This window comes from Pseudomonas sp. D(2018), assembly GCF_005502555.1.
GTDB lineage: Bacteria > Pseudomonadota > Gammaproteobacteria > Pseudomonadales > Pseudomonadaceae > Metapseudomonas > Metapseudomonas resinovorans.
The window spans coordinates 79659-103238 of the sequence record NZ_SCOK01000019.1; the positions used below are offsets into that span (position 1 = coordinate 79659).

Below are 23580 nucleotides of genomic sequence, written 5' to 3' on the forward strand. Positions count from 1 at the left end.
CGAAAGCTCCTTATTGGCCGAGTTGTTCGGCCAGTTCAGCCGAACGCCGGTCGGCGGCGTTCAGGGCCTGTTGCACCAGGGCTTCGAAGCCGCCGGCCTGGAAAGTCTTGATCGCCGCTTCGGTGGTGCCGTTGGGTGAGGTGACGCGGCGACGCAGCTCGGCAGCATCCACGTCGCTGGAAACCGCCATGCGCGCGGCGCCCAAGGCCGTCTGCAGGGTCAACTGCTCGGCGGTGGCGCGGGGCAGCCCCAGTTTCTCGCCGGCGGCAGTCATGGCCTCCATCAACAGGAAGAAGTAGGCCGGACCGCTGCCGGACACGGCGGTCACCGCGTCGATCAGCTTCTCTTCTTCCAGCCAGAGGGCGATGCCCACGGCAGACAGCAGTTGCTCGGCCTGCTCGCGCTGGGCGGCGCTGACCTCGGCGTTGGCGTACAGGCCGCTGACACCCTGGCGCAGCAGCGCCGGGGTGTTGGGCATGCAGCGTACGATCGGGCGGGCGCCGAGCCAGGCGGCCAGGCTGGCACAGGTGATGCCGGCGGCTATGGAAACGACCAACTGGCCGTCCTTGAGGCTCGGCGCCAGGGCCTGGCAGACGGTCTTCATGACCTGCGGCTTGGTTGCCAGGACCACCACATCGGCGTCCTGCACGGCTTCGGCGTTGCTTTCCACGACCTTGATGCCGTGCTCGGCAGCAACCTTCGCGCGCTGCTCGGCGCCTGGATCGCTGGCGCGGATGTGGTCGGCGGCAATGCCCTGGGCGCGCAGGCCGCCGATCAGGCTGGCGGCCATGTTGCCGGCGCCGATGAATGCGATGCGGGGAGTGCTCATGAATGCTTCCTTATGAATGCGAGGGCTGGCCATAGTCGCGGGCGCCGAACAGCGCGGTGCCGATCCGCACCCAGGTGGCGCCTTCGGCGATGGCCGCTTCGAGGTCATGGCTCATGCCCATGGACAGGGTGTCCAGGGCGGGGTTCAGTGCGGCCTGCAACTGACGCAGGCGGGCGAAGGCGGCGTGCTGCTGCGCCAGGTCGTCAGTGGGCTCCGGGATGGCCATCAGGCCGCGCAGGCGCAGGTTCGGCAGTTCGGCCACGGCAGCGGCCAGGGCCGGCAGCTCTTCAGGGGCGCAGCCGGACTTGCTGGCTTCTCCGCTGACGTTCACCTGCAGGCAGATGTTCAGCGGCGCCAGGTGTGGTGGGCGCTGGGCGGAGAGGCGCTCAGCGATCTTCAAACGATCCACCGAGTGCACCCAGTGGAAATGTTCGGCAATGGATTTGGTCTTGTTCGACTGGATAGGGCCGATGAAATGCCAGGTCAGCGCCAGGTCGGTGAGCTCGGTCTGCTTGGTCAGGGCTTCCTGCAGGTAGTTCTCGCCGAAATCAGCCACGCCAGCGGCAAAGGCCTCGCGGATGGCTGCAGCGGGTTTGGTCTTGCTCACGGCCAGCAGGCCGATGCTCGAAAATTCTCGCCCAGAGGCTTGCGCCGCCTCACGGATACGCGCGCGAACCTTTGCAATATTGTCTGCTATCGTGGACATTACCTGCGCTCTACAGCCCGGCCTGAGTGGGGTCTGCGGCATTCTAACTGCCGCTGAAAAATGTAGCGAGCGACGGCCAGGCTGGTCGGCTTCGATAGCCGCGGGCACGGCGCAGTGATCATTCAGCGGTCTGCAAACCGTTTGCTTCGAATTGGGGAACCGAATGGACATTACTGAGCTGCTTGCCTTCAGCGCCAAGCAGGGCGCTTCGGACCTGCATCTCTCGGCCGGCCTGCCACCGATGATTCGCGTCGATGGCGATGTGCGTCGGATCAACCTGCCGGCCCTGGACCACAAGCAGGTCCACGCGCTGATCTACGACATCATGAACGACAAGCAGCGCAAGGATTTCGAGGAGTTCCTCGAGACCGACTTCTCCTTCGAAGTTCCTGGCGTCGCGCGTTTCCGGGTCAACGCCTTCAACCAGAACCGTGGCGCCGGCGCCGTGTTCCGGACCATTCCCTCCAAGGTGCTGAGCATGGAAGACCTGGGGATGGGCGAGATCTTCAAGAAAATCTCCGACGTTCCCCGTGGCCTGGTGCTGGTCACCGGCCCGACCGGTTCGGGCAAGTCCACCACCCTGGCGGCGATGCTCGACTACCTGAACAGCACCAAGTACCACCACATCCTCACCGTGGAAGACCCGATCGAATTCGTCCACGAGTCGAAGAAGTGCCTGATCAACCAGCGGGAAGTGCACCGCGATACGCTCGGCTTCAACGAAGCCTTGCGCTCGGCCCTGCGTGAAGACCCGGACATCATCCTGGTGGGCGAGATGCGTGACCTGGAAACCATCCGCCTGGCGCTGACCGCAGCGGAAACCGGGCACCTGGTGTTCGGCACCCTGCACACCACCTCCGCGGCCAAGACCATCGACCGGGTGGTCGACGTGTTCCCCGCCGAGGAAAAGTCCATGGTCCGCTCCATGCTTTCCGAATCCCTGCAGTCGGTGATTTCCCAAACCCTGCTGAAGAAGATCGGCGGCGGCCGGGTGGCGGCTCACGAGATCATGATCGGCACCCCGGCCATCCGTAACCTGATTCGCGAAGACAAGGTGGCGCAAATGTATTCCGCCATCCAGACCGGTGGCTCGCTCGGCATGCAGACCCTCGACATGTGCCTCAAAGGGCTGGTCGCCAAGGGGCTGGTCAGCCGCGAGAGCGCACGGGAAAAGGCCAAGAGCCCAGAAAATTTCTGATCCGCCTGAGCGGCCAGCGAGAACGTCATGGAATTCGAGAAACTGTTGCGCCTGATGGTGGAAAAAGGCGGTTCCGACCTCTTCATCACGGCAGGCGTGCCGCCGTCGATGAAGGTCAACGGCAAGATCATGCCGGTGACCAAGAACCCGATGTCGCCGGAAATGACGCGGGAAACCGTGATCGGCGTGATGAACGAGCAGCAGCGCCGTGAGTTCGCCGAAAACCACGAGTGCAACTTCGCCATCAGCGCGCGGGGCATCGGCCGCTTCCGGGTCAGTGCCTTCTATCAGCGCAACCTGGTGGGCATGGTGCTGCGCCGGATCGAGACCACCATTCCCACCATCGACGAGCTGAAGCTGCCGGAAATCCTCAAGAAGCTGTCGCTGACCAAGCGCGGCCTGGTGCTGTTCGTCGGCGCCACCGGTACCGGCAAGTCCACCTCCCTGGCGGCAATGATCGGTCACCGCAACAAGAACAGCAGCGGCCACATCATTTCCATCGAAGACCCGATCGAGTTCATCCACCAGCACCAGAGCTGCATCGTTACGCAGCGCGAAGTGGGCATTGATACCGAGTCGTTCGAGGTAGCCCTGAAGAACACCCTGCGCCAGGCGCCCGACGTGATCCTGATCGGTGAGGTGCGGACCCGCGAGACCATGGACCACGCCATCGCCTTCGCGGAAACCGGCCACCTGTGCCTGGCCACCCTGCACGCCAACAACGCCAACCAGGCGCTGGACCGCATCATCAACTTCTTCCCCGCCGACCGGCAGCAGCAGGTGTGGATGGACCTGTCGCTGAACCTCAAGGCCATCGTCGCCCAGCAACTGGTGCCGACCCCGGATGGCAAGGGCCGCCGTGCGGTGATCGAAGTGCTGCTGAACACCCCGCTGGCCGCCGACCTGATCCGCAAGGGCGAGGTGCACGAACTCAAGGGGCTGATGAAGCGCTCCACCGAGCACGGCATGCAGACCTTCGACCAGGCGCTTTTCCACCTTTATTCCCAGGGCGAGATCACCTACGAGGACGCCCTGCTCTACGCCGATTCGGCGAACGACCTGCGCCTGCTGATCAAGCTGGGCTCGGAGACTGATGGCGAGCACCTGCAGCACATGAGCGACGGCCTGTCGCTGCAGGTTTCGGAAGAAGACCCGGGTCGCCGCTTCCGTTAAGCTCGCGCCCGAAGAAGAAGCCCGCCTCGGCGGGCTTCTTCGTGCCCGGACACATTCACACCCTGCAGGAGGCAGCATGAACACCCGTCAGGACACCCACAGCAAGGCCATCGGCTACCTGCTCTGGATTTTTGGATTCCTCGGTTCCCACCGCTTCTACTACGGCAAGCCGGTGACCGGGACTATCTGGTTCTTCACCTTGGGCCTGTTCTTCATCGGCTGGATCATCGACCTGTTCCTGATCCCGTCCATGGACCGCGAGGCTAGCCTGCGCTTCAACGCCGGCCAGTACGACTACAACGTCGCCTGGATCCTGCTGACTTTCCTCGGCATCTTCGGCGTACACCGCATGTACCAGGGCAAGTGGATCAGCGGCATCCTCTACCTGCTCACCGGCGGTTTCTTCCTGATCGGCGTGCTCTACGACTTCTGGACCTTGAATACCCAGGTGTCGGTGCTCAACGCCCGCTGAGCGCATTTGCCGGGTCCACATCGGTGGGGTGGGGGGATGTTCATTCCACCGGTTTCCGTTGCCGGCTCCGGCACTGTCGCCTGCGACCCCACAGGATTCTTGGGCGAGACGTAAGGCCGCTGAGCAGTCTGTTCTTTCGTCTTTGTTGGTTTTCTTCGTTTTGTTACTCGTAGATTTTTGCAGTATGGAGCTATGTTTTTGTCTCTAGCTCCATATTATTATTTCTTGTTTGGATATTATAAGTTGTATTGCTTCTGGTCCTGTATAGCCGTCGTCCCGCATGTTTATCTTTATTGTAATGTTTCCTTCTATTGTGATGCTGATTGTGTAATTGTCTTCGGATACTCGGTTGATGGATTTTCCAATTAGTGATTTTGCATGATTTGGAAGGTCGCCAATTAGCTCGTAATGGTTGTAGATGGCAAGGCGGGCTCCGTTTTCGAAGCTAATTCCCGCGTCGTCAATGGTTAGTGTGGCGTCGATTATCTTTGATCCGCAAATATCTTGGAGTTTTGAGTCTTTCATTGAGGTGCTTTTTCTATTGGGTAGTGTGATATTGAGTTTGGCACAGTTTTTCCAGTGTGGGGATCTATGCCTTGGGGGCTTAGGCGCGGCAGAGTTTTCATATTTGATGTATCCATTGGGATAGGCGGGAGCACCACCACTTGCTGGCGTTGAGACGGAAAGGGGGTATATTTGTTTTACTTGATCTAATTCAGGTTTTCCTTCTTGCGCTGCTAATTGTTGCGATTAAAGTTGTAGGTTGTACTTTGTTGTGGGGTTGGTAAGTCTGGGTGTGTTTATTCTATAATTCCCAGCATGGTTTTGAGTTTTTTAATTTCATCAATGAGCCTGGGTATGTCCTGTCTGGCGTGAGCGATAAAATCCTGATCAGAACTGGTTGCTCCAGTTGGCTCTATGTCTTCTCCGCTATTTTCTTTTGATTCAGTCATTATGAAGTTTTATCCAGCACTGTGGTTCCTGCCTTCAATGAAAGATACCCATGTGCCAGGAGTTGCAGAGTTGCACTTTGCGCCTATCTCTTCAAGTTCCCTGTCTGTAATGCACATTGCTGCTTATCTATGAGCCTATTTTTTCTGTTAATGAAGTTTTAGATCAAGCAAAAACGAAACTTCATCGGGGTCTTGTAAGCGCCCTGTTTCTGGACTCATGTATCTTATTCCCCAGTGCCCTGGCATGGAGAGTAGGCAAATCAAATCTTGTACAGAGCCGTAGCTAAATCGCACTCTGTCTTTCTTGTGCCATTCGCGGGCAAAGAAAATGGCGAGCTGTTCGCAGTTGCCAGAGCTCAACTCGTTAAGCTCGATTAGAAAATTAAAAAGCCGGGCGCGTCCCTTCTACTTCGAGCTTTGTTAACTCTTCATCTGTTCCAAAGGCTAGGTTTGCTGCGCTATTGGGGCAGGAGAATTAGATTTTTCCATCCCTCGTTATTGTGGGCAATTTTCAGTCCTTCCAATACATCTTGCTCAGCGTGGTTAACTCCATTTTAAAGGCCGTAGCCAAATCTATTGGCCAAGCTCTCGAGTTTGCGAAAAAGGTTAGCGTCGTGAGTGGGTGAGTAACCGATGCCAATTGTGGTGCTCATATCTATCTACCTGACCTCGTCCGTAGTGAGTTTGTACCTTGACCAGTTTGCGCCTTGTAAGGCTCGCGGATATCTCTTGGGGTAACAGCTCTATCAGGGCCCTTACCAGTAGAGACTCTTCCATCGGGTGTGAAATTTCTTACGTTCTGAGGAGTGGCGGAGGCCCCGGTACAGGCGCATTCGCATAGGTTGGAAGATTTGCGCAGGTCGTTCCGGCGGGCACGTCGTAGTAGATCCCGACCTGCGAACCTTCCTTGAAAGCCATGGCTGCGAGCGATGACCAGTGAGAGCGCGTCACCGACGTCGATTGATGGAGTGCCTTCAAGTTGCACAATACTCTCCAGTCGCTTCGCCAGAGGTATAGCACCATAAGGCTCCCGTTTCAGAAGAATAAATTTATCCAATTTCCCGTATGAAAGCGGCAGTTTTGTTAGGGTATAAAGATCTCTATTTCCTGACGTGTTGTATTTGAGAGTGCCTCTTTTAGTTCTTTTGTGTTTTTTCTGAAAAGCTGTAGGTAGATTTGCTCGATCTCACCTTTTTCATCATGAATTACAGTTGCCTTTATTTTGTGTCCTTCATAGACGGTGCAGTTTTCATAAGATTCTTTGAATGTTAATTTGAGATTGTTGCAGACGGTGTCGGCTATAGATTTGCTTAACCTGTTTGGGGATTCAATTACCCAGCCATCTTCGCCTAGTGTTTTTTTGGAGTTGCATGGTATTAGGAAGGCTGCTTTATAGGCCGGCTTCATGGTTTCCGTTACTCCCAAACTCTAACTGGTATGCTTTTTAGCTCAGCTTTCTTTGCTGCCTCGGTTCTATGGTGTCCATCTTGTATTTCGAGTCGTCCGTCCGGTCTTTTCCAGGCATCTACCGGTTTGCTCTGATCAAATCCGTCCTTCATCATGCTTTTTTCCAGGCGTTTTATCTGTGAGCCAGACATCTCACTCTTTGTTTGTGTCGGGATCAAGTTTCTCGGGTCAACCTGTGTCACGCTCGGTTCGTTAACAGCTTTTGAACTAGCTTTTCCGACTGTGGGAGAGCCCTTGGATATACGAAGAAAACTGCCCCCCTTGGAGCCCTGCAAACCTGGTAGTGCTCCGAGATGGTCCAGAGTATCCAGGTTCTGGGTAGCTTCGCCCTCTGCTGGAGCATTGGCAAAATCGGAGTGGGTCATCATCCCTGCGCCTACTGTCACCCCTCCAAATATGACGAGCAACGGATTACGCCCATCCGGGTCCACATAGCGATACGGGTTGTTCAGTGCATAGGCATACCGGTTGAAGCTACCAGGCACCTCTCCCTGCGGTCCCGCCGGATCCATGGAGAGGAAGCGACCCACCAGTGGGTCGTAGTAGCGTGTACCCGCGTATACCAGGCCGTTGCGGTCATTCTGTGCATGGCCCGTGTAGCCGAGCGTGCCGAAAGCCGCGTTGGCGTGGAGAGCCTCGCGTCCGCCAAAGGGTCGGTATTGGGCACGCCAGAGCAGTTTGCCGAACTCATCGGTTGCCGCCGCAGGGGAGCCGAGATGGTCGTTGTGGTAGTAGGTGACGTAGGTTTCGGTGGCCTGACCGAGCCCGCTCAGGAGCAGCAGACAGGCGCACAAGGCAGTGATCCAGTTTCGCATGGAATAAGTTCCTGTCTCAGCGGGATGGCGCGTAGCGCCGATCTTGGCAGTTGGAGATGCCGTCGCCATTGCTGTCGACGAACTCACATTGCATGCGGGAGGCGACCCGCTCTTTGCCTACGTAGATATGCTCGACAAATCCACCGTCGGCAGGGAAGTCCTCACGAATCAATTGGCCGTTCTGGCCATAGAGCGACAGTTCATGGGGGCCGTTGGCGAACGTAGTGATGGCGCGATAGCCGCGGGGATCGTAGATGTAACTCTCGTTGGGCCTGGGGCAGACCAACTGCGGCTCGCGGCAATACTGCAGCATCTGGCTAGCGTTGTCGTAGGTGTACCGGGCACGGCCCAGAATGGTGTTGCCACGATTGTTGTAGCGGTACGTCGTATTCAGTGAGCCGCTTAGCGTTGCCAGTCGTCCCTGGTTGTCATAGCCGTAGCTGAGGGTGTTTCCGGCAATGGTCTGGCTGGCGATATCGCCTCGAGAGTTGTAGCTGTAGCTCGCCCTGCCCCAGTACCCGGAGGCCTGTATCAGGCGATTGGCTCCGTCGTAGCCGAGGCGCTGGTCGAACAGGGTGTCCCAGAGGTCCCAGATATTGATTTTGTTGCCACTGGGATCATGGTCGTACAGCAAGCGCAAGGCCAACGATCGCTGTGGCAGCCCGTCCACGGTGCGGCTAGTGGGCCAGAGGCGAAGCGGGTCCTGCGCCACGGACAGCCTGGTGCCATTGGCATAGGTCAGAGATTGCAGATCGCCATTGGGGTAGTGACGGATGTCATGGGCAAAAGGGCCCGCCTTGGTAGGGCGGCCATAGGCGTCTGGCGCGTAGTCGATCGCGAGGCCGCTGGGATAGGTGATCGCGTGAAGGTTGTCGCGGGGATCGTAGCCGTAGCGGATGGTGAAGCTCCGCTGGGGAGCGCTCAAGGTCAGGGTCTCGGTGATCACCTGGTCATGGGCGTTGTAGGTGTAGTCCCAACTGGTGCCCTGGTAAGAGGTTTGCCGCAGCAGGCGCCCCCCCAGGTCGTAGCCAAAGGTGAAGACCTGGTTGGCGGGATAGGTGATCCGCACCAACCGGTCCATCGCGTCGTAGCTGTAGAGGTCTGTGTCTGCCGCGCTGACCTTGCGGCTGATGCGATTGCCCACGGCGTCGTAGCCATAGGCGGTAGTAAGGGTTTCTGGGTTGTACTCGCTGACGAGGAATCCCCGGGAGTCGTAGTCGTAGCGACGGGTCAGCCCATCCTGTTCGATGGCGATGAGCCGCCCAAGACTGTCACGGCTCAGCTTGGTGGCCAGGTTACCGGGCTGGACGATCTGCACGAGCAGGCGCTCCTCGGGGTTGCCGAATGAGGCGTAGCTGTAAGTCGTCTCGTAACCTCGTTCGTCGCGGTGGATTTCCGAGTTGCCGGTATAGCGGATGCCAGTGATGTTGCCGTCGGCGTGGCGCCCCTGGGTTCTGCGGCCCAGGCCGTCGTACTCGAAGGATTGAAGTGCTCCGGCTTGGCCGTAGCCGGGTAGGGACATGGTGCTTTTCTGCCCGTCCGCGCGGTAAGCGGCACTGACCACTATCGGTGCGCTGCCGCCAGCTTCGGTTTGACGAGTCAATTGGCCCAACTGGTTGTAACGACGAGTCCGGCTGTAGGAGGTGCGATTGAGGGTTTCTGTGACACCTGCGGCGTCGAAGGCGTAGCTGATGTTGTAACGGGTGAGAGCGCTCTTGGGCAGACGGATGACGGTGACGCGGTTCATCGCGTCATAGGTGTAACTCGTCACCCGGCCAAGAGGATCGGTGACTGACGCCAGGGTGCCAGTGGGGTTGACGGTGCGACGGATCACGCCACCATCGGGTTGGGTGGTCTGGAGCGGGATGCCTCGGACATGGCCCACATGCAGCGTGACTCGGCCGTTGGCATCGACCACGCTCGCTAGATCACCGGTCGAGGTATGGCCGAAGCGCGTGACGACCCCATACTTCGCCTGCTGGATCAGGCGTCCGGTGCTGGTATAGCTGTAACTGATCGAGCTGGGGATTCCCGAAACTGTCTGGCTGGCGATCTTGCCCAGCATCCAGTGTCCACCGGGCCTGACATAGCTGTAGGTAGTGGTGCGTGCCAACTGGCCTTGCTCGGCCACCGTCAAGGGCTGCCCGTAGGCGTCGTAGGTATATCGCGTGCTGTAGCTGGCGCCGTCCTGCGCTATCACCTTGCTGGCCAGCAGGGCGGCACGGGTGCGGTCCTCCACCAGCAGGTTGTAACGGCGCATCTCGTGCTGGCTGGAGATGCCCTGACTGGTCCACGTATAGGTTTCGGTGCGCAATGCCGGCCCGCAACCTGAGTCAGCACGCGCTGCCGTGTACTTGCGGACCAGCGCACCGACCTTCCACAGTCCACGGTTCACGCCCGTTGCTCCGTTGGCTATGGTGTCGGTGCCCACATGCTCGTAGCCGATGCACTGCAAGGGTCCTTTGACCAGGGTCTGGTCGTTGCTTGGGGCACGGCCCTTGGCGTATTGGTACTCCCAGACTTGCTCGGTGGGTGCCCCCTGGATGCCGGACAGCGTCCGTCGGCTTATGACATTGAGCTTTTCTGCCGGGTTGGGACCCATTTGCCGGTACTCGTAGGCATAGCTGGTGCGCAGGCCCATGGGGCTGGTCATGCTTGTCATGGCGAAGCGGCCGGGTACGGTTCCAGTCAGATTGCTGGCGTTGTTGTAGGTGTAGGACCAGCGCGTGCCGTCCGGATAGTTCACGCTCTCCAGGTAGTGCGGCTTAGCACCTATGCCCCAATTGGCATCGATGTAGGCATATCGGATGGTCACGCCATTGGCGATGATGCTGTCCAGCACAGGCCGCTGTCCGGTTTCGTCCCGGTAGGCCAAGTGCACAGAGCGTCCGTCGGAAGCCTGTATTGACTTGAGCAGATGATGCCGACCATAGAGATTGTGCGGGCCGACGTTGTAGGTGAAGTCGAGGAAGTTACCGTCCGGGTCTTCGATGCGGGTCACGAAGTAGGCACGCAGCTGCTGGTCTGGCGATACCGTGCCCTTCTTGTCGAAGATGTACTTCAACCCACCCGGGGAGATGACAACGAGTCCGCCGTCGCCCTTGTTCATCGACCGTGGAAGGCAGCGTCCGATCCAGCGCTCCTTGGTAATGAACGCGTGGTCCTGGCCATCGCCGTTGGCCAGAACCTGGCGCGAGCCGTCCGGCAATTCAAGGATAGGGTTGAGGTTGGAGGCCACCTGGTTGCTGATCTGACAGCCGCGGTTGTTGTCCGCCTGGTTCAGGTAACCGTAGGTCTTGGAGACCCAGAGCCGGCCGAAGTGCAGGTCCCAACCGGTGCCGAACGGCGTGCGTTCGCGATAGCCATTGCTGTAGGGGCCCTGCTCATTGGTGACGCTTTGGTAGTTGCGTACGACCTCGATATCCAAACCGCCGTTGCCCGGTATGTGCAGGTCCCTGATGTTGATCTTTAGCGCACCTGTGAAGGGATCGACGCTGTCGACCTGCCGAGCTTCCGAGTAATCGCGATTGGCCGCATACCCCGGCTCCTGGTAGGACCCCACAGCAGCTTCATTGAAACTCTCGTCGGCCGCGCGGGCCTGGGAGGCCGCGTTGCTCGCAACGAGGAGCAAGACGGCAAGGTGGTGGGGGAGGAAATTGATCATCGGCAGCTCTCCTTGGCTGCCTGAGCACCCGAAACGGCCATTTGTTCAGTACTCAGGGCATTGGGCCCATGAGTCTATGGAGAGTTGAAAGGGGCGCTGGCTACGCTCCGCGTGTGAAAGCTCCTTTACTTGCAAAGGAAAAGGGTGTGGTGTTTGTTCCCCCATCCGCCCCAGTCAGGAGGTCCGCCCCCTTCGTCGGAACCCATGGCGGCACTCCGCCGTGCGACCTATGTTCCAGCGTGGGGCGCCTGCTTCGCCCCCCTGCCTGGTCGCGCAAGGAGGTGACGCCATGAACAGTGTCAAAGATGTTCGTCCCGCAGTCCTCGACCTGATCGGCAACACCCCGCTGGTGCGGGTCAGCCGCTTCGATACCGGGCTCTGTACGCTCTTCCTCAAGCTCGAATCCCAGAATCCCGGCGGCTCGATCAAGGACCGTATCGGTGTCGCCATGATCAACAGCGCCGAGCGCGATGGCCGGCTCAAACCCGGCGGCACCATTGTCGAGGCGACCGCCGGCAACACCGGCCTGGGACTGGCCCTGGTGGGCCGCGCCAAGGGCTACCGGGTGGTGCTGGTGGTGCCGGACAAGATGTCCACCGAGAAAGTGCTGCACCTCAAAGCCATGGGTGCCGAGGTGCACATCACCCGCTCCGATGTCGGCAAGGGCCACCCCGAGTATTACCAGGACCTGGCGGGGCGCCTGGCCGCGGAGATACCCGACGCGTTCTTCGCCGACCAGTTCAACAACCCGGCCAACCCGCTGGCCCATGAGAGCACCACCGGGCCGGAAATCTGGCAACAGACCGGACAGGATGTGGATGCCATCGTGGTCGGCGTCGGCTCGGCTGGCACCCTCACAGGACTGACCCGCTACTTCCGTCGGGTGCAGCCCGCCCTGGAAATGATCCTTGCCGACCCGGTAGGTTCGGTGATGGCCGAGTACGTGCGAAGCGGGACCTTGGGCGCGGTCGGTTCATGGGCGGTGGAGGGAATCGGCGAAGACTTCGTGCCATCCATCGCCGACCTGTCCAGTGTTCGTCACGCCTATTCCATCAGCGACGAAGAGAGCTTCGCCCACGCCCGCGAACTGTTGCGTGCCGAGGGTATTCCTGGCGGTTCCTCCACTGGCACCCTGCTGGCGGCGGCGCTGCGCTACTGCCGTGAACAGCAGACCCCGAAGCGCGTGGTCAGCTTCGTCTGCGATACCGGCACCCGCTACCTGTCGAAGGTCTACAACGACCAATGGATGACTGACCAGGGCCTGCTGGCGCGCAAGCGCTACGGGAACCTGCGTGACATCATCGCGCGGCGCTTCGAGGACGGACGGGTGATCAGCGTGGGGCCGGACGACACCCTGCTCACGGCGTTCCAGCGCATGCGCCTGGCAGATGTATCTCAGCTACCGGTGCTCCAGGGCGACGACCTGGTGGGGGTGGTCGACGAGTCCGACATCCTGCTCGGTGTGCATGCTGACGCGACGCACTTCCGCCAACCGGTGGCGAGCGTCATGACCACGCGCCTGGAGACGCTGGCGCCGGACGCCAGCCTGGCTGAACTGCAGGCCGAGTTGGACCGTGGCCTGGTGGCCATCATCGCCGATGCTTCCGGTTTCCATGGCCTGATTACCCGTTCCGATCTGCTCAACCACCTGCGGAGGACCCTCGCATGAGCCAGCAGGACGATACCCTCCGGCGTGCCTTCGCCACCCGCGTGATCCATGCTGGCCAGGCCCCCGACCCTTCCACCGGGGCCATCATGCCGCCGATCTATGCCAACTCCACCTACGCCCAGGAAAGCCCCGGCGTGCACAAGGGCCTGGACTACGGCCGTTCCCACAATCCCACGCGCTGGGCCCTTGAACGTTGTGTCGCGGATCTGGAGGGCGGTGCCCAGGCCTTCGCGTTCGCCTCCGGGCTGGCTGCCATCGCCACGGTGCTGGAACTGCTGGACAGTGGCTCCCACATCGTCGCCAGCAATGACCTCTACGGTGGAACCTTTCGCCTGTTCGAACGGGTACGCCGGATCAGCGCCGGACACCGCTTCAGCTTCGTCGACTTCAGTGACATCGGCGCAATCGGTGCGGCGCTGACCGACGATACGCGCATGCTTTGGGTGGAAACCCCGAGCAACCCCCTGCTGCGGCTGGCCGATCTCGAGGCCATCGTGGCGCTTTGCCAGGAGCGGGGCATCATCCTGGTGGCGGACAACACATTCGCCAGTCCCTGGGTGCAGCGCCCGCTGGAACTGGGCTTCGATGTGGTCGTGCACTCCACCACCAAGTACCTCAATGGCCACTCCGACGTGATCGGTGGCATCGCCATCGTCTCCGGCGGCAGTCGCTGCGACCTGTTGCGCGAGCGCCTGGGCTTCCTGCAGAACGCGGTAGGCGCCATCGCCGGTCCCTTTGACGCCTTCCTCACCCTGCGCGGGGTGAAGACCCTGGCGCTGCGCATGGAGCGCCACTGCAGCAACGCCCTGGAACTGGCCTACTGGCTGGAGCAGCAGCCGCAGGTGGCGCGGGTCTACTACCCCGGCCTGCAGTCCCATCCGCAGCACGCCTTGGCGCGGCGGCAGATGCATGGCTACGGCGGCATGATTTCACTCGATCTGCGGGCCGACCTGGCGGGCACCCGGCGCTTCCTCGAAGCGGTGCGCATCTTCACCCTGGCAGAGAGCCTGGGCGGCGTGGAAAGCCTGATCGAACACCCGGCGATCATGACCCACGCCAGCATCCCGGCGGAGATCCGCGCCGAGCTGGGCATCGGCGATTCGCTGGTGCGGCTGTCGGTCGGAGTGGAGGATGTGGATGACCTGCGCGCGGACCTGGCGCAGGCGTTGGGGAGGGTTTGAAGGCTGCCATTCAGGATCGACCCCGCGCTGGCTTTTGGCTTTCCCCCTCACCCCAACCCTCTCCCTCAGGGAGAGGGGGCAAGAGCGGTGCGCGTTGTTAGCCAGGTGCGGGTCACCCCCCTCCCGTTCAGGGAGAGGGGCAGGGCTTTAGTTCCCAGGCACCAACTTCAGCGTCTCTTGGCTATTGGCCTTCACCTCATCCTCGGCGAAGTGCATCGGCACGTACTCACCGCGCAGGTACGCCTCGGCCTGGTCTTTGTAGTGACGGTCGAAGGGCACGCCGCTCTGGCCCACCGGGTTGATGCCCAGGGCATGTTCGGCGTCGGCCAGGTCCACCAGGCGTCGCGTCGAGGGGCCATAGAACACCTCCCAGGGCGCCGGGCCGACGCGGTGGGACAGGTTGTTGGGTACCTCGTGGCCGCCCGGTGCGGCGAAGGGGCCGACATTGAACAGCAGGTTCAGCGGCTTCTGCTGGCCCAGCGGATGCGCGTGGGTCAGGGTGTGGCCGGTGCCCCAGAGCCATTTCGAGCTGTCTTCGCCGAGGGTCTTTTTCAGGTGCGCGAGGCTGGCCTGCCAAGCGGCCTTGACCACCTCCGCGCGGCTTTCCTTCTGCGGCGTATCGCGCTTGTCCCACCAGGGCGAGCCGGCGTCGGCCGCCAGGCGCGGCAGGGCGGTGTCGAGCACGCGGGTCTGCAGCAGGCTGTCGAAGAAGGCGTCACCCAGTTCGTCGCGCATGGCCGCATTGGCCAGTTCAAAGGTGAGCTGGTTGAACAGGGTGGCGGCCACCGAGTCCAGCGCGTGGTCGCCGTCCCAGCCTGCCAGTTGTTCCACCAGCGCTTTCTCCCGGTCGTCGGCCGCCGCCGCGCGCAGCTCGTCGAGCAATGGCGCCAGCAGGCGCGGGCCGTAGCCGGTGCCGGTTTCCAGTTGCAGTGCCTGGCTGTTCTGCACATCCCATTTGACCCCGGGCTTGGCGAGGCGCTCGTTCAGGCGCTGACCGCGGTCCGGCAGGTTGTAGTAGCCGGGAATCGCCACGCCCGTGGGCGACAGAGGCTGGTAGTTGGCCGAGACAATGTAGCCACGCTCCGGGTTTTCCTCGTGCGGGTTGGCGCTGAACGGCAGATAACCGGGCTTGTCCGCCTCGTGGGTGCTGCCGTCGAGGATGAAGGTGGGGTTCACGCCCTCCGGCCGCTGGGGCAGCTTGGCCGAGGCCCACCAGCCGATGTCGCCGCTGGCGTTGGCCCAGATGATGTTGAGGCCGGGCGAGTGGATTTTCTCGGAGGCGGCGCGGGCCTGGTCCAGGCTGCTGGCGCGGTTGAGGTCGTAGAAGGCGTCGAGGATGGGGTTCTCGGTTTCGAGGAAGGCCCACCACATCGCGATTGGCGTCTTGCCGGCAGCGGCGCCAAGAGCATCGTTGATGATCGGGCCGTGGGGCGAGCGACGCAGGGTCAGCTTTACGGGTTCGCCATCCTTGACCGTGATGGTTTCCTCGCGACTTTCCAGGTTCACCCACTGGCCCTGGTACCAGACCTGGTTGGGGTTGTCCGGGTTGCTCTTCTCGGCGATCAGGTCGAGGTCGTCGTTCTGGAACATGGTCAGGCTCCAGGCGAACTGCCGGTTGTGGCCGAGAGAGGCGACCGGATTGAGGGCCTGGTGGTGGCCGTAGAGCTCGAAGCCCGGATAGGCCAGTTGCGCCTCGTACCACACGGCCGGCACGGCGAAGCGGATGTGCGGGTCGCCGGCCAGCAGTGGCTTGCCGCTGGCGGTGTGGCTGCCGGACACGGCCCAGGCGTTGCTGCCCTCGAACTGCGGCAGGCTGGCTTCCACCAGCGCCTGCTGGCTGAGCTGGGCGAGGCGGTTGAGGTCCTGCCAGTCGGCGCTGGCCAGGGGCTGGCTGATCACGCCTTCGGGGTGCCAGTCGACATCGAAGGCGGTCAGGTAGTCGGCACCCAGCTCGTCGCGCACATAGGTCATCACCGGTTCGGTGCGGAAGGCGGCGGCGAAGCTGTAGGCCATGTAGCCGGCCACGGAGAGGGTGTCGGCGACGGTGAAGGGGCGCTTCTCGATGCCCAACAGGTCGAACTCCAGCGGCGCCGGGCGGTTGTCCTGATACTGGTTGATGCCGTCGAGGTAGGCCTGCAGTGCCTTGGTCGCCGGGCTGTCCTTGTCCATCTTGAGGGCGTACTCGTCAGCGTGGGCGCGAATGCCCAGGGTGCGGAACAGGCGGTCGGTGTCCACCAGGCGGGCGCCAAGGATTTCCGCCAGTTCGCCACGGGCCAGGCGGCGCAGCATTTCCATCTGGAACAGGCGGTCCTGGGCATGGACGAAGCCCAGGGCGCGGTACATGTCGGCTTCGTTGGCGGCCTGAATGTGCGGCACGCCGCGCTCGTCGTAGTGGACGGTCACCGGAGCCTGGAGATGGGCCAGGGAAAGTTCGCCGTCGCGCACGGGCTTCTTGCTCTCGCTGTACCAGGTGGCGCCGGCGGCGGTCGCGGCGATGATGACGGCCAGGGCAGTCAGGGTGCGTTTCATGCACGAATCTCCTTGTTGTTATGGTCGCGGCATTCTCCCCAAGCCGACCTTCGCGGGCATTGACCGGCGACCTGCAAGCTGAAAGTCTTCGGTCAATTCCGAGGAGCCGCCATGTCCAACGCTGAGCCCGATGTTGCCAGCTTCGTTCCGCTGACCCATTCCGCCACCTTGCGCCGTCTGCTCTACGAGGCGCTGGCGGAGCTCGGCCTGGACCCGGGGAAGATCTATCTCGGCGTCAACCAGCACCGTCGCCTCGGGCCGCCGCCGGTGGACGGCCGCCTGCGCCACGACGATGCGCCGCAGTTCTGGCTGGCCGCGGACACGCTGATCGGCGACCCCGATATCGGCCTGCACCTGGGCGAGGTAATGAAGCCGCGCCTGCTCGACGTGGTGGGCTACCTGCTGCTGGCCAGCCGCGACCTGGGCGAGGCGCTGGCGAGCTTCCTGCGCTTCCAGCACATCCTTTCCGGTGGCTTCGTCGCCCAGTTGCAAGTAGCGGGGGCGCAGGCGCGCCTGGTGATCGACCTCAACTACCTGGGATTCTCTTCCCTGCGCCAGCAGATGGAATGCCTGGCGCTGTTGTTCACCAAGCTGTTGGGCTTCATCACCGACGGCGAATTTCGCCTGGAGGGCGTGCAGTTCCGTCATGGGCGACCGGCGCGGGTGAGCGAGCACCAGCGACTGTTTGGCCTGCTGCCGGCATTCGGTTGTGAGCATGATGCGTTGCTGTTCCCGGCGGCGTTGCTGAAACGCCCCTCGCGCACCGCCAATCCGGAACTGCATCAGGTGCTCTGGCAACATGCGGAGACGCAGCTGGATGCGCTGGTGGGCAACGACCTGCTCAACCGTCTGCGCTACCTGCTGGGTGTACGCCTCGGCCAGGCGGATTGCTCACTCGAAGCCTGCGCCGCCGAACTGGGCTTCAGCGGCGGTGCCCTGCAGCGGGCCTTGGCGGAGCAGGGCAGCAACCTGCGGCGGGTGCGGGAGTCGGTACAGCAGGTCCGCGCGGTGGAACTGCTGCAGGACGGCAAGGCGATGCGTGAGGTGGCCCGGGCCTGCGGTTTTTCCGAGCTGTCGCCGTTCTACCGGGCCTTCCGTCGCTGGTACGGGATGCCACCGGAGGCCTATCGGGAGCGTTTGCGAGCGGGTTAGGACGGGCTCCGCCAGGCACAGAAGCAACCTGCCGCCAGGGTGCTGCTGGCGCTCACCGGGCGGTTGTCGAGCAGGGCCTCGAGAATCGGCTCGATGAAGCTGTTGGCCGAATTGCACACGGCGCCTTCGCTGTAGGGGCCGAAGTAGGCCAGACGGCCGTCGCGGTCCCAGATGCCGACAGCGGGCACCGCCGGCAGTTGCCCGGCGCCGGGCACCTCGACCAGGGGTTGCAGGGCTTCCAGGCCAGGCGGCAGTTGGCCCTTGCTGCCGGGCTTTTGCAGCGCATGGAAGGTCACGCCCTGGGGGGCGAAGCGCTGGATCAGCTCGGCCAGGTGTTGCTGGTTGCCGGCATTGCAGGGGCAGGCCGGGTCCCAGAAATGCACCAGGCGGATCGGTCCCGGTCCGGCGAGCTCGGCCGGCAGGCGCAGTTGCTCGCCGGAAAAGACCGTGGCCTGGGTATTGAAGGGGCGGACATAGCGCGACTCGTACCAGCGCAGGGCCAGCAGGATGGCGCAGACGCAGGTGAGGAGGACGAGGCTGGTGATCAGTGTCTTGGGCTTGGGTGCACGCATGGTGAAAGGCCTGTGCGGGGGCGCGTAGCTTGCCACGTTGCGCCGGGCAGCAGAATATCGGCAGCCGGCCAGGGACCCAGGTGGTCCTGTGGATAGCGTTGCTTCACTCAGGGAAAACCCGATGCCAGACCCGTTCCAGCCCGATCTCCTGCGTCCTCTGTTGCGACCCTTGGCCGCAGGCGCTGCCGACTTGCGCCAGGCGCAGAGCTATCGCGCGTTCTACCGGCTGGATTTCGCCACGCGCCATCCCGGCGTACAGAGCCGTCTGGGCTGTGTCGAGGTGGCCGGGTACTCCCTGGTCACCCAGCTCTGGCTGCCGCCCGAGCCCCGCGCCAGTCTGGTGATGCTGCACGGCTACTACGACCACATGGGGCTCTATGGGCATCTGGTGGACTGGGCACTGGGCATGGGCTTCGCGGTGATCGCCTGCGACCTGCCGGGCCATGGGCTATCCAGCGGCGCGCGAGCCAGCATCGGCGATTTCGCCGAGTATCAGGCCACGCTCCAGGCGCTGCTGGGAGAGGCTGCCGCCCTGAACCTGCCGCAACCCTGGCACCTGGCTGGGCAGAGCACTGGCGGTGCCATCCTGCTGGACTACCTGCTGACCGGTGCGCCGCGTCCGGAGCTGGGCGAGACCCTGCTGTTCGCCCCGCTGGTGCGGCCGTGCGCCTGGGGCTGGTCGAAGTTCAGCTACCAGCTGATGCGACATTTCGTCGAAGGCATTCCACGGCGCTTCAGCGTCAACTCCAGCGACGCCGAGTTCATCGAGTTCGTCCACCACAAGGACCCGCTGCAGCCGCAGACCCTGCCCACCGCCTGGGTGGGAGCTCTGGCGCGCTGGGTGCCGTGCATCGAGAACGCGCAACGCAGCACGCGCCGGCCCCTGGTGATCCAGGGGAGCGGTGACATGACAGTGGATTGGCGGCACAACCTGAGGGTGCTGGCGGATAAGTTCGATCGGCCGGAGGTGCTGATGCTGGAAGGGGCCGGCCACCATCTGGTGAACGAGGCGGCAGCCTATCGGGAGCGGTACTTCGGGTTCTTGCGGGAGCGGCTGGGCTAGCCCGGAGTCGTTGTCCGACGGCTCAGAGGCCCTGCTGTGCGGAGGCGTCCTGGCCGACGGCAAGGCCAGCGCGCACGGCAGCCAGGGCGGCCTGATAGTAGGCCTTGCCATCGGCGGATTCGGCGAAGGTGACGAACTCTTCCAGTTCCGGATCGGACAGTTCGCGGTAGACATAGAGCAGGGTGTTATCCAGGTCATTGCCAATCTGCTCCATCAGCCGCTGGCGCTGGCCGTCGATCATGCCCTGGGCCTGGCCGCTCCCCAGCAGGCCGGGGAGCATCTGGCTCAAGCTGTCAGCGGCGACGCCGGCCAGGGCAAGGCTGACTTCGGCGCCGGCTTCGCGGGCCGGCAGTGCCTGGGCCAGGTGGCGGATCAGCAGGCGTCGCGTGGCGTCGGCCTCTATGCGCGGCAGGCCGTTGACATGCAGGGCCAACTGGTCGCGTCGGGTGGCCAGGGTTTCGGCGGCGATGACCTTGCGTCCCAGAGGCGACTGGAAGAAGGCCAGGGCCGGGCGCGGGTCGTGCAACTGGCCGCGGAGGGCAGCCTGGGCGCGCTGGTCGATGGCCTCGGGCTGGAAGCGGCGGTTGCTGTTGTCCACAAGGGCCTGGTAGACCGCCGGCGGCAGGGTCTTCTGATAGCGCTGCTGAGCCGCTGCAAGGGCGTCGTTGAAGTGCGCACGCTGTTCTGGCCAGCCGGCCGCCTGGTAAAGGTTGGCGTGATCGTCGGCCAGGGCAGGCAGGCCGAAGAGGAGGAGGGTAACGGCGAAGAGCAGGCGCATGAAAACTCCTTGATGACGCAGTCCGCTGTTCGTATCGGACCCACTCGTACGGCATCGGTTCGGCGGGGGAAGGCGTTGGCGGTGGGCAGGTGAGGCGGGGTTGAGCGTGCGGCTATTCTCAGCGGACTTGGGCTTTATTGTCGAGGTGTCGGAAACTGCCGCAAGTCATGTAGGCGATGTCCTATGCGCTGGTAGAATGCCGCCATCATGACTGCACCTGCCGAATCCCCGCTGACCGCCCTTATCGTCGACGACCTGGCCAATCAGGGCTGGTCCCACCAGCACCTCGTGTTGCCTGCTGACCTCACTACCGCCTTGGCCGAAGAATGCCGCGCCCGCTCCGCTGCCGGGAGTCTTGCGCCGGCTTCGGTCGGCCGTGGCGAGGGACAGCAGATTCGCGAGGGGGTGCGTGGCGACCGTATCCACTGGCTGGAGCCCGGCCAGTCGGCCGCCAGCGACGCTTACCTGGCGCTGATGGACGAGCTGCGCCAGCGGCTCAACCGTGAGCTCTACCTGGGGCTGGAGGATTTCGAGTGCCATTTCGCCCTCTATCCTCCCGGCGCCTTCTACCAGAAGCACCTGGACCGCTTCCGCGACGACGACCGTCGTGCGGTGTCGGTGGTGGCGTACCTGAATGCCGATTGGCAGCCGGATCAGGGCGGCGCTCTGCGCCTGTACCTGGCCGACGGCGAACATGACGTGCAGCCCGAGGGCGGCAGTCTGGTGGTGTTCCTGTCCGCCGAGTTACCCCACGAAGTCTTGCCGGCGAACCGTGAGCGGCTGTCCCTGGCAGGTTGGTTCCGGCGGCGCGGCGGAGCGCTCTGAGCGCCGGGGGCTAGTGGCCCCAGACCCGGAAGTTGCCGCGCAGGTCGGTGATGTCGCGGATTTCCAGGCTGCCAAGCCGGCTCTCGCCAATGTGCATGTCGGCGGCGACCCGCACGCGGATGCGTTGGGCTGGGATGAAGCTGGCCTGCAGTTGTTCGTTGATGGTGGTCAGGTCGGGCAGCTCCAGACGGATCTGCTGGGTACCTGAAGCGGACTTGACCACGTCCAGCTTGAGCGTCGGCTGGTCGGCGCCCAGCGCAGGGACGGTCAGGCCCAGTTGCGCCGGACCCAGGGGGAAGTTGCCACCAGCTCCGTTGGGGCAATCGCCGGGTTTCAGGCAGCCGTTGTCGATGCGCACGTTGCGCAGCGACAGACTGCCGCCATCGTCGTTCCAGCTGATGCTGTCGATGCGGGCCATCACGTCCAGGCGCAGGTTGATCCCGGCCTGGCCACTGATCGCGCTGAGGGCCTGGTTGTCCAGGGATTCCAGGGCGGCCTGGCCGGTACCGCTGAGCAGGGCGGTGCCGCAAGCCAGGGCAAGGCGGAGGTTGTGTGTTGTTCTGCGCATGGCACGCTCCTGTGCAGGTTGCGCGCAGAGTCTGGAGCGCCGCGTGAGCCACAGCCAGTGACGCAGGGCGCTTCCCGTCTAAGGATGGGGAAGCTCGTCGGCTTCCCCAAGAAGTGGCTTGGCAGTTGTCCGCTCAAGGCCCTACCTTCGATCAGTGCCCGGTTCGCGCCAGCGGAATGGGTGTTACCCGGGGTGACCTCAAGTGTCGCCCCTTTGGAGAAGAGGATGCAGAAGATTCTGGTCAGCCGTTGCCTGTTGGGGCAGCGGGTGCGTTATGACGGCGGCACACACGGGCCGTTCGGTGTGCTGGAGCGCTGGCAGGTGGAGGGCCGCATCGTGCCGCTCTGCCCGGAGGTGGCCGGTGGACTGCCGACACCGCGGGCACCGGCAGAGATTGCCGGCGGCCGTGGTGCTGCGGTGTTGGACGGCGAGCTGCCGGTGCTTACCGACGACGGCCAGGATGTGACGACCGAATTCGTTGCCGGGGCGCGCATCGCCCTTGAACTGGTGGCCACCTACGGTATTCGCATCGCGCTGCTCAAGGCGCGCAGCCCCTCCTGCGGCAATCGCGAGAACTATGACGGCAGCTTCAGCGGCGTTCGTGTCGCTGGCGAGGGCGTCACCGCTGCGGCCTTGCGCCGCGTCGGTGTCGAGGTGTTCAGCGAAGAGGAACTGGCCGAGGCGGCAGCGCGCCTGGCCGAGTTGGACGACGCCTGAGGCTCAGCGCGAGGCAGCGGCCGGTGCCTGGCTGAGGTCCTTGCCCAGCCATTGCTCGGACAGCGCGCCGAGCCTGCGCTCGCTGCGGAGCTTGGTCAGGGCGCGGTTCAGGCTGTCGCGGAAGGCCGGGTTGCCCTTCTGGAAGGGAATCGTCATGGGGGCCGCGGCGCCGCTTTCGCCTACAGCTTCGGCCTGGGGGAAGAGGTAGGGCTCGCTGAATTCCAGGGTGTCCTGGCCTTCTTCCGACGGCTCGAACTGGTCCAGGGCAATGTCGTAGCGGCCGCTCTGCAGGCCGTCCGGCATCTTGCCGCCGTCGTCCACCACGAAGTCCGCCTCCACGTTCAGCTCCGTTGCCAGGGCGCGACCCAGTTCGACGTCGAAGCCGACCAGCTTGCCGCCCTCGCGGTAGCTGTAGGGCGGATTGTTGTCTTCCAGGGCGATGCGCAGGCTGCCGCGTTCCCAGATATCGTCGAGCAGTTCGGCCTGGGCGAGGGGGCTCAGCAGGGCGAACAGGGCGGGCAGGCAGTGCAGCAGGCGCATGGGGAACTTCCTCGTTTCGTTATGATTTCTTCGGCTGGCGCGGGGTGCAGCGCATGCTCGGACAGCAAGTGAACCTATCTGGTTGCATAGGGTCTGGTGTCTGGTTCACAAAAACATGGAGATGTGTAATGAGGACTTCGTCTTTCCTGAGCGTTGGCGCCCTTCTGCTTGGCGCCGCTACCGCCACCCAGGCTGCCGTTCCACGTACCCCCTCGCCCGAAGGCGCGCAGGTGTACTTCATCGAACCGGCAAATGGCGCCACTGTCGGCCAGACCTTTACCGTCAAGTTCGGCCTCAAGGGCATGGGCGTCGCGCCCGCCGGCGTGGATGCGCCCGCCACCGGCCACCATCACCTGCTGATCGATCAGGACGCCGCGCCGGCGATGGACATGCCGTTGCCCATGACTGACAACCTCCGCCATTTCGGCAAGGGCCAGACGGAAACCCAACTGACCCTGCCGCCCGGCAAGCACAGCCTGCGGCTGCTGGTAGGCGACAGGAACCACGTACCGCTGGACCCGCCAGTGATTTCGGAAACGATCACGGTGACGGTCAAGTAACGACGTCGGAAACGAGAAAGGGAGGCCGAACAGGCTGTGTGAAAACTCCCTGAGTGCAGGCCAAGCAAACGCCCCGACTGGTTCGGGGCGTTGGCGTTTCTGGGTAATCGAAAGCGAGGAGCGGGATTTATCCCATCAGCTCGATCAAC

21 protein-coding genes are annotated in these 23580 nt (G+C 62.8%); 10 read left to right on the forward strand and 11 right to left on the reverse strand.

Annotated elements, in window-relative coordinates; genetic code table 11:
* Positions 1–10: 10 nt before the first annotated feature.
* Both proC and FFS60_RS14445 read right to left on the reverse strand, forming a co-directional pair.
* Positions 11–829: a pyrroline-5-carboxylate reductase gene (proC, locus tag FFS60_RS14440; RefSeq protein ID WP_137822342.1), complete on the reverse strand. Its 819-nt coding sequence runs from the start codon at positions 827–829 to the stop codon at positions 11–13.
* 10 nt (positions 830–839) lie between these two features.
* Positions 840–1535, reverse strand: coding sequence for a YggS family pyridoxal phosphate-dependent enzyme (locus FFS60_RS14445; RefSeq protein WP_028629029.1), 696 nt, complete (start codon positions 1533–1535; stop codon positions 840–842).
* Positions 1536–1698: 163 nt separating this feature from the next.
* On the opposite strand from FFS60_RS14445, the gene pilT reads away from it, so the two are divergent.
* The 3 genes from pilT (at position 1699) to FFS60_RS14460 (ending at position 4378) form a co-directional block, all read left to right on the forward strand.
* Entirely contained in the window at positions 1699–2733 is a 1035-nt protein-coding gene (gene pilT / locus FFS60_RS14450) for a type IV pilus twitching motility protein PilT (RefSeq protein WP_028629028.1), read from the forward strand.
* 27 nt (positions 2734–2760) lie between these two features.
* Positions 2761–3906, forward strand: coding sequence for a PilT/PilU family type 4a pilus ATPase (locus FFS60_RS14455; protein WP_028629027.1), 1146 nt, complete (start codon positions 2761–2763; stop codon positions 3904–3906).
* A gap of 76 nt (positions 3907–3982) precedes the next feature.
* Entirely contained in the window at positions 3983–4378 is a 396-nt protein-coding gene (locus FFS60_RS14460) for a TM2 domain-containing protein (RefSeq protein ID WP_028629026.1), read from the forward strand.
* An 800-nt stretch (positions 4379–5178) separates the two neighbouring features.
* Here FFS60_RS14460 and FFS60_RS29060 read toward each other — a convergent pair.
* The 4 genes from FFS60_RS29060 to FFS60_RS14480 form a co-directional block, all read right to left on the reverse strand.
* Complete coding sequence (locus FFS60_RS29060; RefSeq protein ID WP_256658084.1) at positions 5179–5331, reverse strand: hypothetical protein; 153 nt, start codon at positions 5329–5331, stop codon at positions 5179–5181.
* Between the two features lie 1083 nt (positions 5332–6414).
* Positions 6415–6738, reverse strand: a complete 324-nt coding sequence (locus FFS60_RS14470; protein WP_137822343.1) for a hypothetical protein — start codon at positions 6736–6738, stop codon at positions 6415–6417.
* An 8-nt stretch (positions 6739–6746) separates the two neighbouring features.
* Entirely contained in the window at positions 6747–7613 is an 867-nt protein-coding gene (locus FFS60_RS14475) for an RHS repeat-associated core domain-containing protein (RefSeq protein WP_256658085.1), read from the reverse strand.
* A gap of 16 nt (positions 7614–7629) precedes the next feature.
* On the reverse strand, positions 7630–11277 hold the full coding sequence (locus FFS60_RS14480) for an RHS repeat protein (RefSeq protein ID WP_137822344.1): 3648 nt from the start codon (positions 11275–11277) through the stop codon (positions 7630–7632).
* 289 nt (positions 11278–11566) lie between these two features.
* Here FFS60_RS14480 and FFS60_RS14485 point away from each other — a divergent pair, with 289 nt between their 5' ends.
* Together FFS60_RS14485 and FFS60_RS14490 are read left to right on the forward strand one after the other, a co-directional pair.
* Entirely contained in the window at positions 11567–12946 is a 1380-nt protein-coding gene (locus FFS60_RS14485; RefSeq protein WP_137822345.1) for a pyridoxal-phosphate dependent enzyme, read from the forward strand.
* Positions 12943–14127 (forward strand): PLP-dependent aspartate aminotransferase family protein, encoded by a 1185-nt coding sequence (locus tag FFS60_RS14490; protein ID WP_137822346.1) that lies wholly within the window; start codon positions 12943–12945, stop codon positions 14125–14127. Before FFS60_RS14485 ends, FFS60_RS14490 begins: the two co-directional genes overlap by 4 nt.
* A gap of 147 nt (positions 14128–14274) precedes the next feature.
* On the opposite strand, the gene FFS60_RS14495 is transcribed toward FFS60_RS14490, so the two are convergent.
* Entirely contained in the window at positions 14275–16656 is a 2382-nt protein-coding gene (locus FFS60_RS14495; RefSeq protein WP_137822347.1) for a penicillin acylase family protein, read from the reverse strand.
* 111 nt (positions 16657–16767) lie between these two features.
* Between FFS60_RS14495 and FFS60_RS14500 the strand changes: the two genes are divergently transcribed.
* Entirely contained in the window at positions 16768–17808 is a 1041-nt protein-coding gene (locus FFS60_RS14500; RefSeq protein WP_051246745.1) for an AraC family transcriptional regulator, read from the forward strand.
* Here the strand turns inward: FFS60_RS14500 and FFS60_RS14505 are convergent.
* The gene (locus FFS60_RS14505; RefSeq protein ID WP_137822348.1) at positions 17805–18380 is read right to left on the reverse strand and encodes a DUF6436 domain-containing protein; all 576 of its coding nucleotides are present in this window, start codon (positions 18378–18380) and stop codon (positions 17805–17807) included. The two genes, FFS60_RS14500 and FFS60_RS14505, sit on opposite strands and share 4 nt — an antisense overlap.
* Before the next feature lie 121 nt (positions 18381–18501).
* On the opposite strand from FFS60_RS14505, the gene FFS60_RS14510 reads away from it, so the two are divergent.
* Entirely contained in the window at positions 18502–19443 is a 942-nt protein-coding gene (locus tag FFS60_RS14510; protein ID WP_137822349.1) for an alpha/beta hydrolase, read from the forward strand.
* A gap of 22 nt (positions 19444–19465) precedes the next feature.
* Here the strand turns inward: FFS60_RS14510 and FFS60_RS14515 are convergent, their stop codons facing one another.
* Positions 19466–20221 carry a DUF2059 domain-containing protein gene (locus tag FFS60_RS14515; RefSeq protein ID WP_028629517.1) on the reverse strand — a complete coding sequence of 252 codons (756 nt, stop codon included), beginning with the start codon at positions 20219–20221 and terminating at the stop codon, positions 19466–19468.
* 207 nt (positions 20222–20428) lie between these two features.
* Here FFS60_RS14515 and FFS60_RS14520 point away from each other — a divergent pair, with 207 nt between their 5' ends.
* Complete coding sequence (locus FFS60_RS14520) at positions 20429–21046, forward strand: 2OG-Fe(II) oxygenase (RefSeq protein WP_028629518.1); 618 nt, start codon at positions 20429–20431, stop codon at positions 21044–21046.
* Between the two features lie 10 nt (positions 21047–21056).
* Here the strand turns inward: FFS60_RS14520 and FFS60_RS14525 are convergent, their stop codons facing one another.
* Positions 21057–21614, reverse strand: coding sequence for a DUF6160 family protein (locus FFS60_RS14525; protein WP_137822350.1), 558 nt, complete (start codon positions 21612–21614; stop codon positions 21057–21059).
* Between the two features lie 225 nt (positions 21615–21839).
* On the opposite strand from FFS60_RS14525, the gene FFS60_RS14530 reads away from it, so the two are divergent.
* Positions 21840–22331: a DUF523 domain-containing protein gene (locus FFS60_RS14530; RefSeq protein ID WP_028629520.1), complete on the forward strand. Its 492-nt coding sequence runs from the start codon at positions 21840–21842 to the stop codon at positions 22329–22331.
* A 3-nt stretch (positions 22332–22334) separates the two neighbouring features.
* Here the strand turns inward: FFS60_RS14530 and FFS60_RS14535 are convergent, their stop codons facing one another.
* A complete protein-coding gene (locus FFS60_RS14535) occupies positions 22335–22871 on the reverse strand; it encodes a transporter substrate-binding domain-containing protein (protein ID WP_137822351.1) in 537 nt (178 codons plus the stop codon).
* Between the two features lie 128 nt (positions 22872–22999).
* Here FFS60_RS14535 and FFS60_RS14540 point away from each other — a divergent pair, with 128 nt between their 5' ends.
* The gene (locus FFS60_RS14540; RefSeq protein ID WP_137822352.1) at positions 23000–23431 is read left to right on the forward strand and encodes a DUF4399 domain-containing protein; all 432 of its coding nucleotides are present in this window, start codon (positions 23000–23002) and stop codon (positions 23429–23431) included.
* Positions 23432–23580 lie beyond the last annotated feature (149 nt).

Coding starts and splice junctions, on each gene's coding strand:
- proC (WP_137822342.1), bottom strand. CDS start 829: ATGAGCACTCCCCGCATCGCATTCATCGGCGCCGGCAACATGGCCGCC.
- FFS60_RS14445 (WP_028629029.1), bottom strand. CDS start 1,535: ATGTCCACGATAGCAGACAATATTGCAAAGGTTCGCGCGCGTATCCGT.
- pilT (WP_028629028.1), top strand. CDS start 1,699: ATGGACATTACTGAGCTGCTTGCCTTCAGCGCCAAGCAGGGCGCTTCG.
- FFS60_RS14455 (WP_028629027.1), top strand. CDS start 2,761: ATGGAATTCGAGAAACTGTTGCGCCTGATGGTGGAAAAAGGCGGTTCC.
- FFS60_RS14460 (WP_028629026.1), top strand. CDS start 3,983: ATGAACACCCGTCAGGACACCCACAGCAAGGCCATCGGCTACCTGCTC.
- FFS60_RS29060 (WP_256658084.1), bottom strand. CDS start 5,331: ATGACTGAATCAAAAGAAAATAGCGGAGAAGACATAGAGCCAACTGGA.
- FFS60_RS14470 (WP_137822343.1), bottom strand. CDS start 6,738: ATGAAGCCGGCCTATAAAGCAGCCTTCCTAATACCATGCAACTCCAAA.
- FFS60_RS14475 (WP_256658085.1), bottom strand. CDS start 7,613: ATGCGAAACTGGATCACTGCCTTGTGCGCCTGTCTGCTGCTCCTGAGC.
- FFS60_RS14480 (WP_137822344.1), bottom strand. CDS start 11,277: ATGATCAATTTCCTCCCCCACCACCTTGCCGTCTTGCTCCTCGTTGCG.
- FFS60_RS14485 (WP_137822345.1), top strand. CDS start 11,567: ATGAACAGTGTCAAAGATGTTCGTCCCGCAGTCCTCGACCTGATCGGC.
- FFS60_RS14490 (WP_137822346.1), top strand. CDS start 12,943: ATGAGCCAGCAGGACGATACCCTCCGGCGTGCCTTCGCCACCCGCGTG.
- FFS60_RS14495 (WP_137822347.1), bottom strand. CDS start 16,656: ATGAAACGCACCCTGACTGCCCTGGCCGTCATCATCGCCGCGACCGCC.
- FFS60_RS14500 (WP_051246745.1), top strand. CDS start 16,768: ATGTCCAACGCTGAGCCCGATGTTGCCAGCTTCGTTCCGCTGACCCAT.
- FFS60_RS14505 (WP_137822348.1), bottom strand. CDS start 18,380: ATGCGTGCACCCAAGCCCAAGACACTGATCACCAGCCTCGTCCTCCTC.
- FFS60_RS14510 (WP_137822349.1), top strand. CDS start 18,502: ATGCCAGACCCGTTCCAGCCCGATCTCCTGCGTCCTCTGTTGCGACCC.
- FFS60_RS14515 (WP_028629517.1), bottom strand. CDS start 20,221: ATGCGCCTGCTCTTCGCCGTTACCCTCCTCCTCTTCGGCCTGCCTGCC.
- FFS60_RS14520 (WP_028629518.1), top strand. CDS start 20,429: ATGACTGCACCTGCCGAATCCCCGCTGACCGCCCTTATCGTCGACGAC.
- FFS60_RS14525 (WP_137822350.1), bottom strand. CDS start 21,614: ATGCGCAGAACAACACACAACCTCCGCCTTGCCCTGGCTTGCGGCACC.
- FFS60_RS14530 (WP_028629520.1), top strand. CDS start 21,840: ATGCAGAAGATTCTGGTCAGCCGTTGCCTGTTGGGGCAGCGGGTGCGT.
- FFS60_RS14535 (WP_137822351.1), bottom strand. CDS start 22,871: ATGCGCCTGCTGCACTGCCTGCCCGCCCTGTTCGCCCTGCTGAGCCCC.
- FFS60_RS14540 (WP_137822352.1), top strand. CDS start 23,000: ATGAGGACTTCGTCTTTCCTGAGCGTTGGCGCCCTTCTGCTTGGCGCC.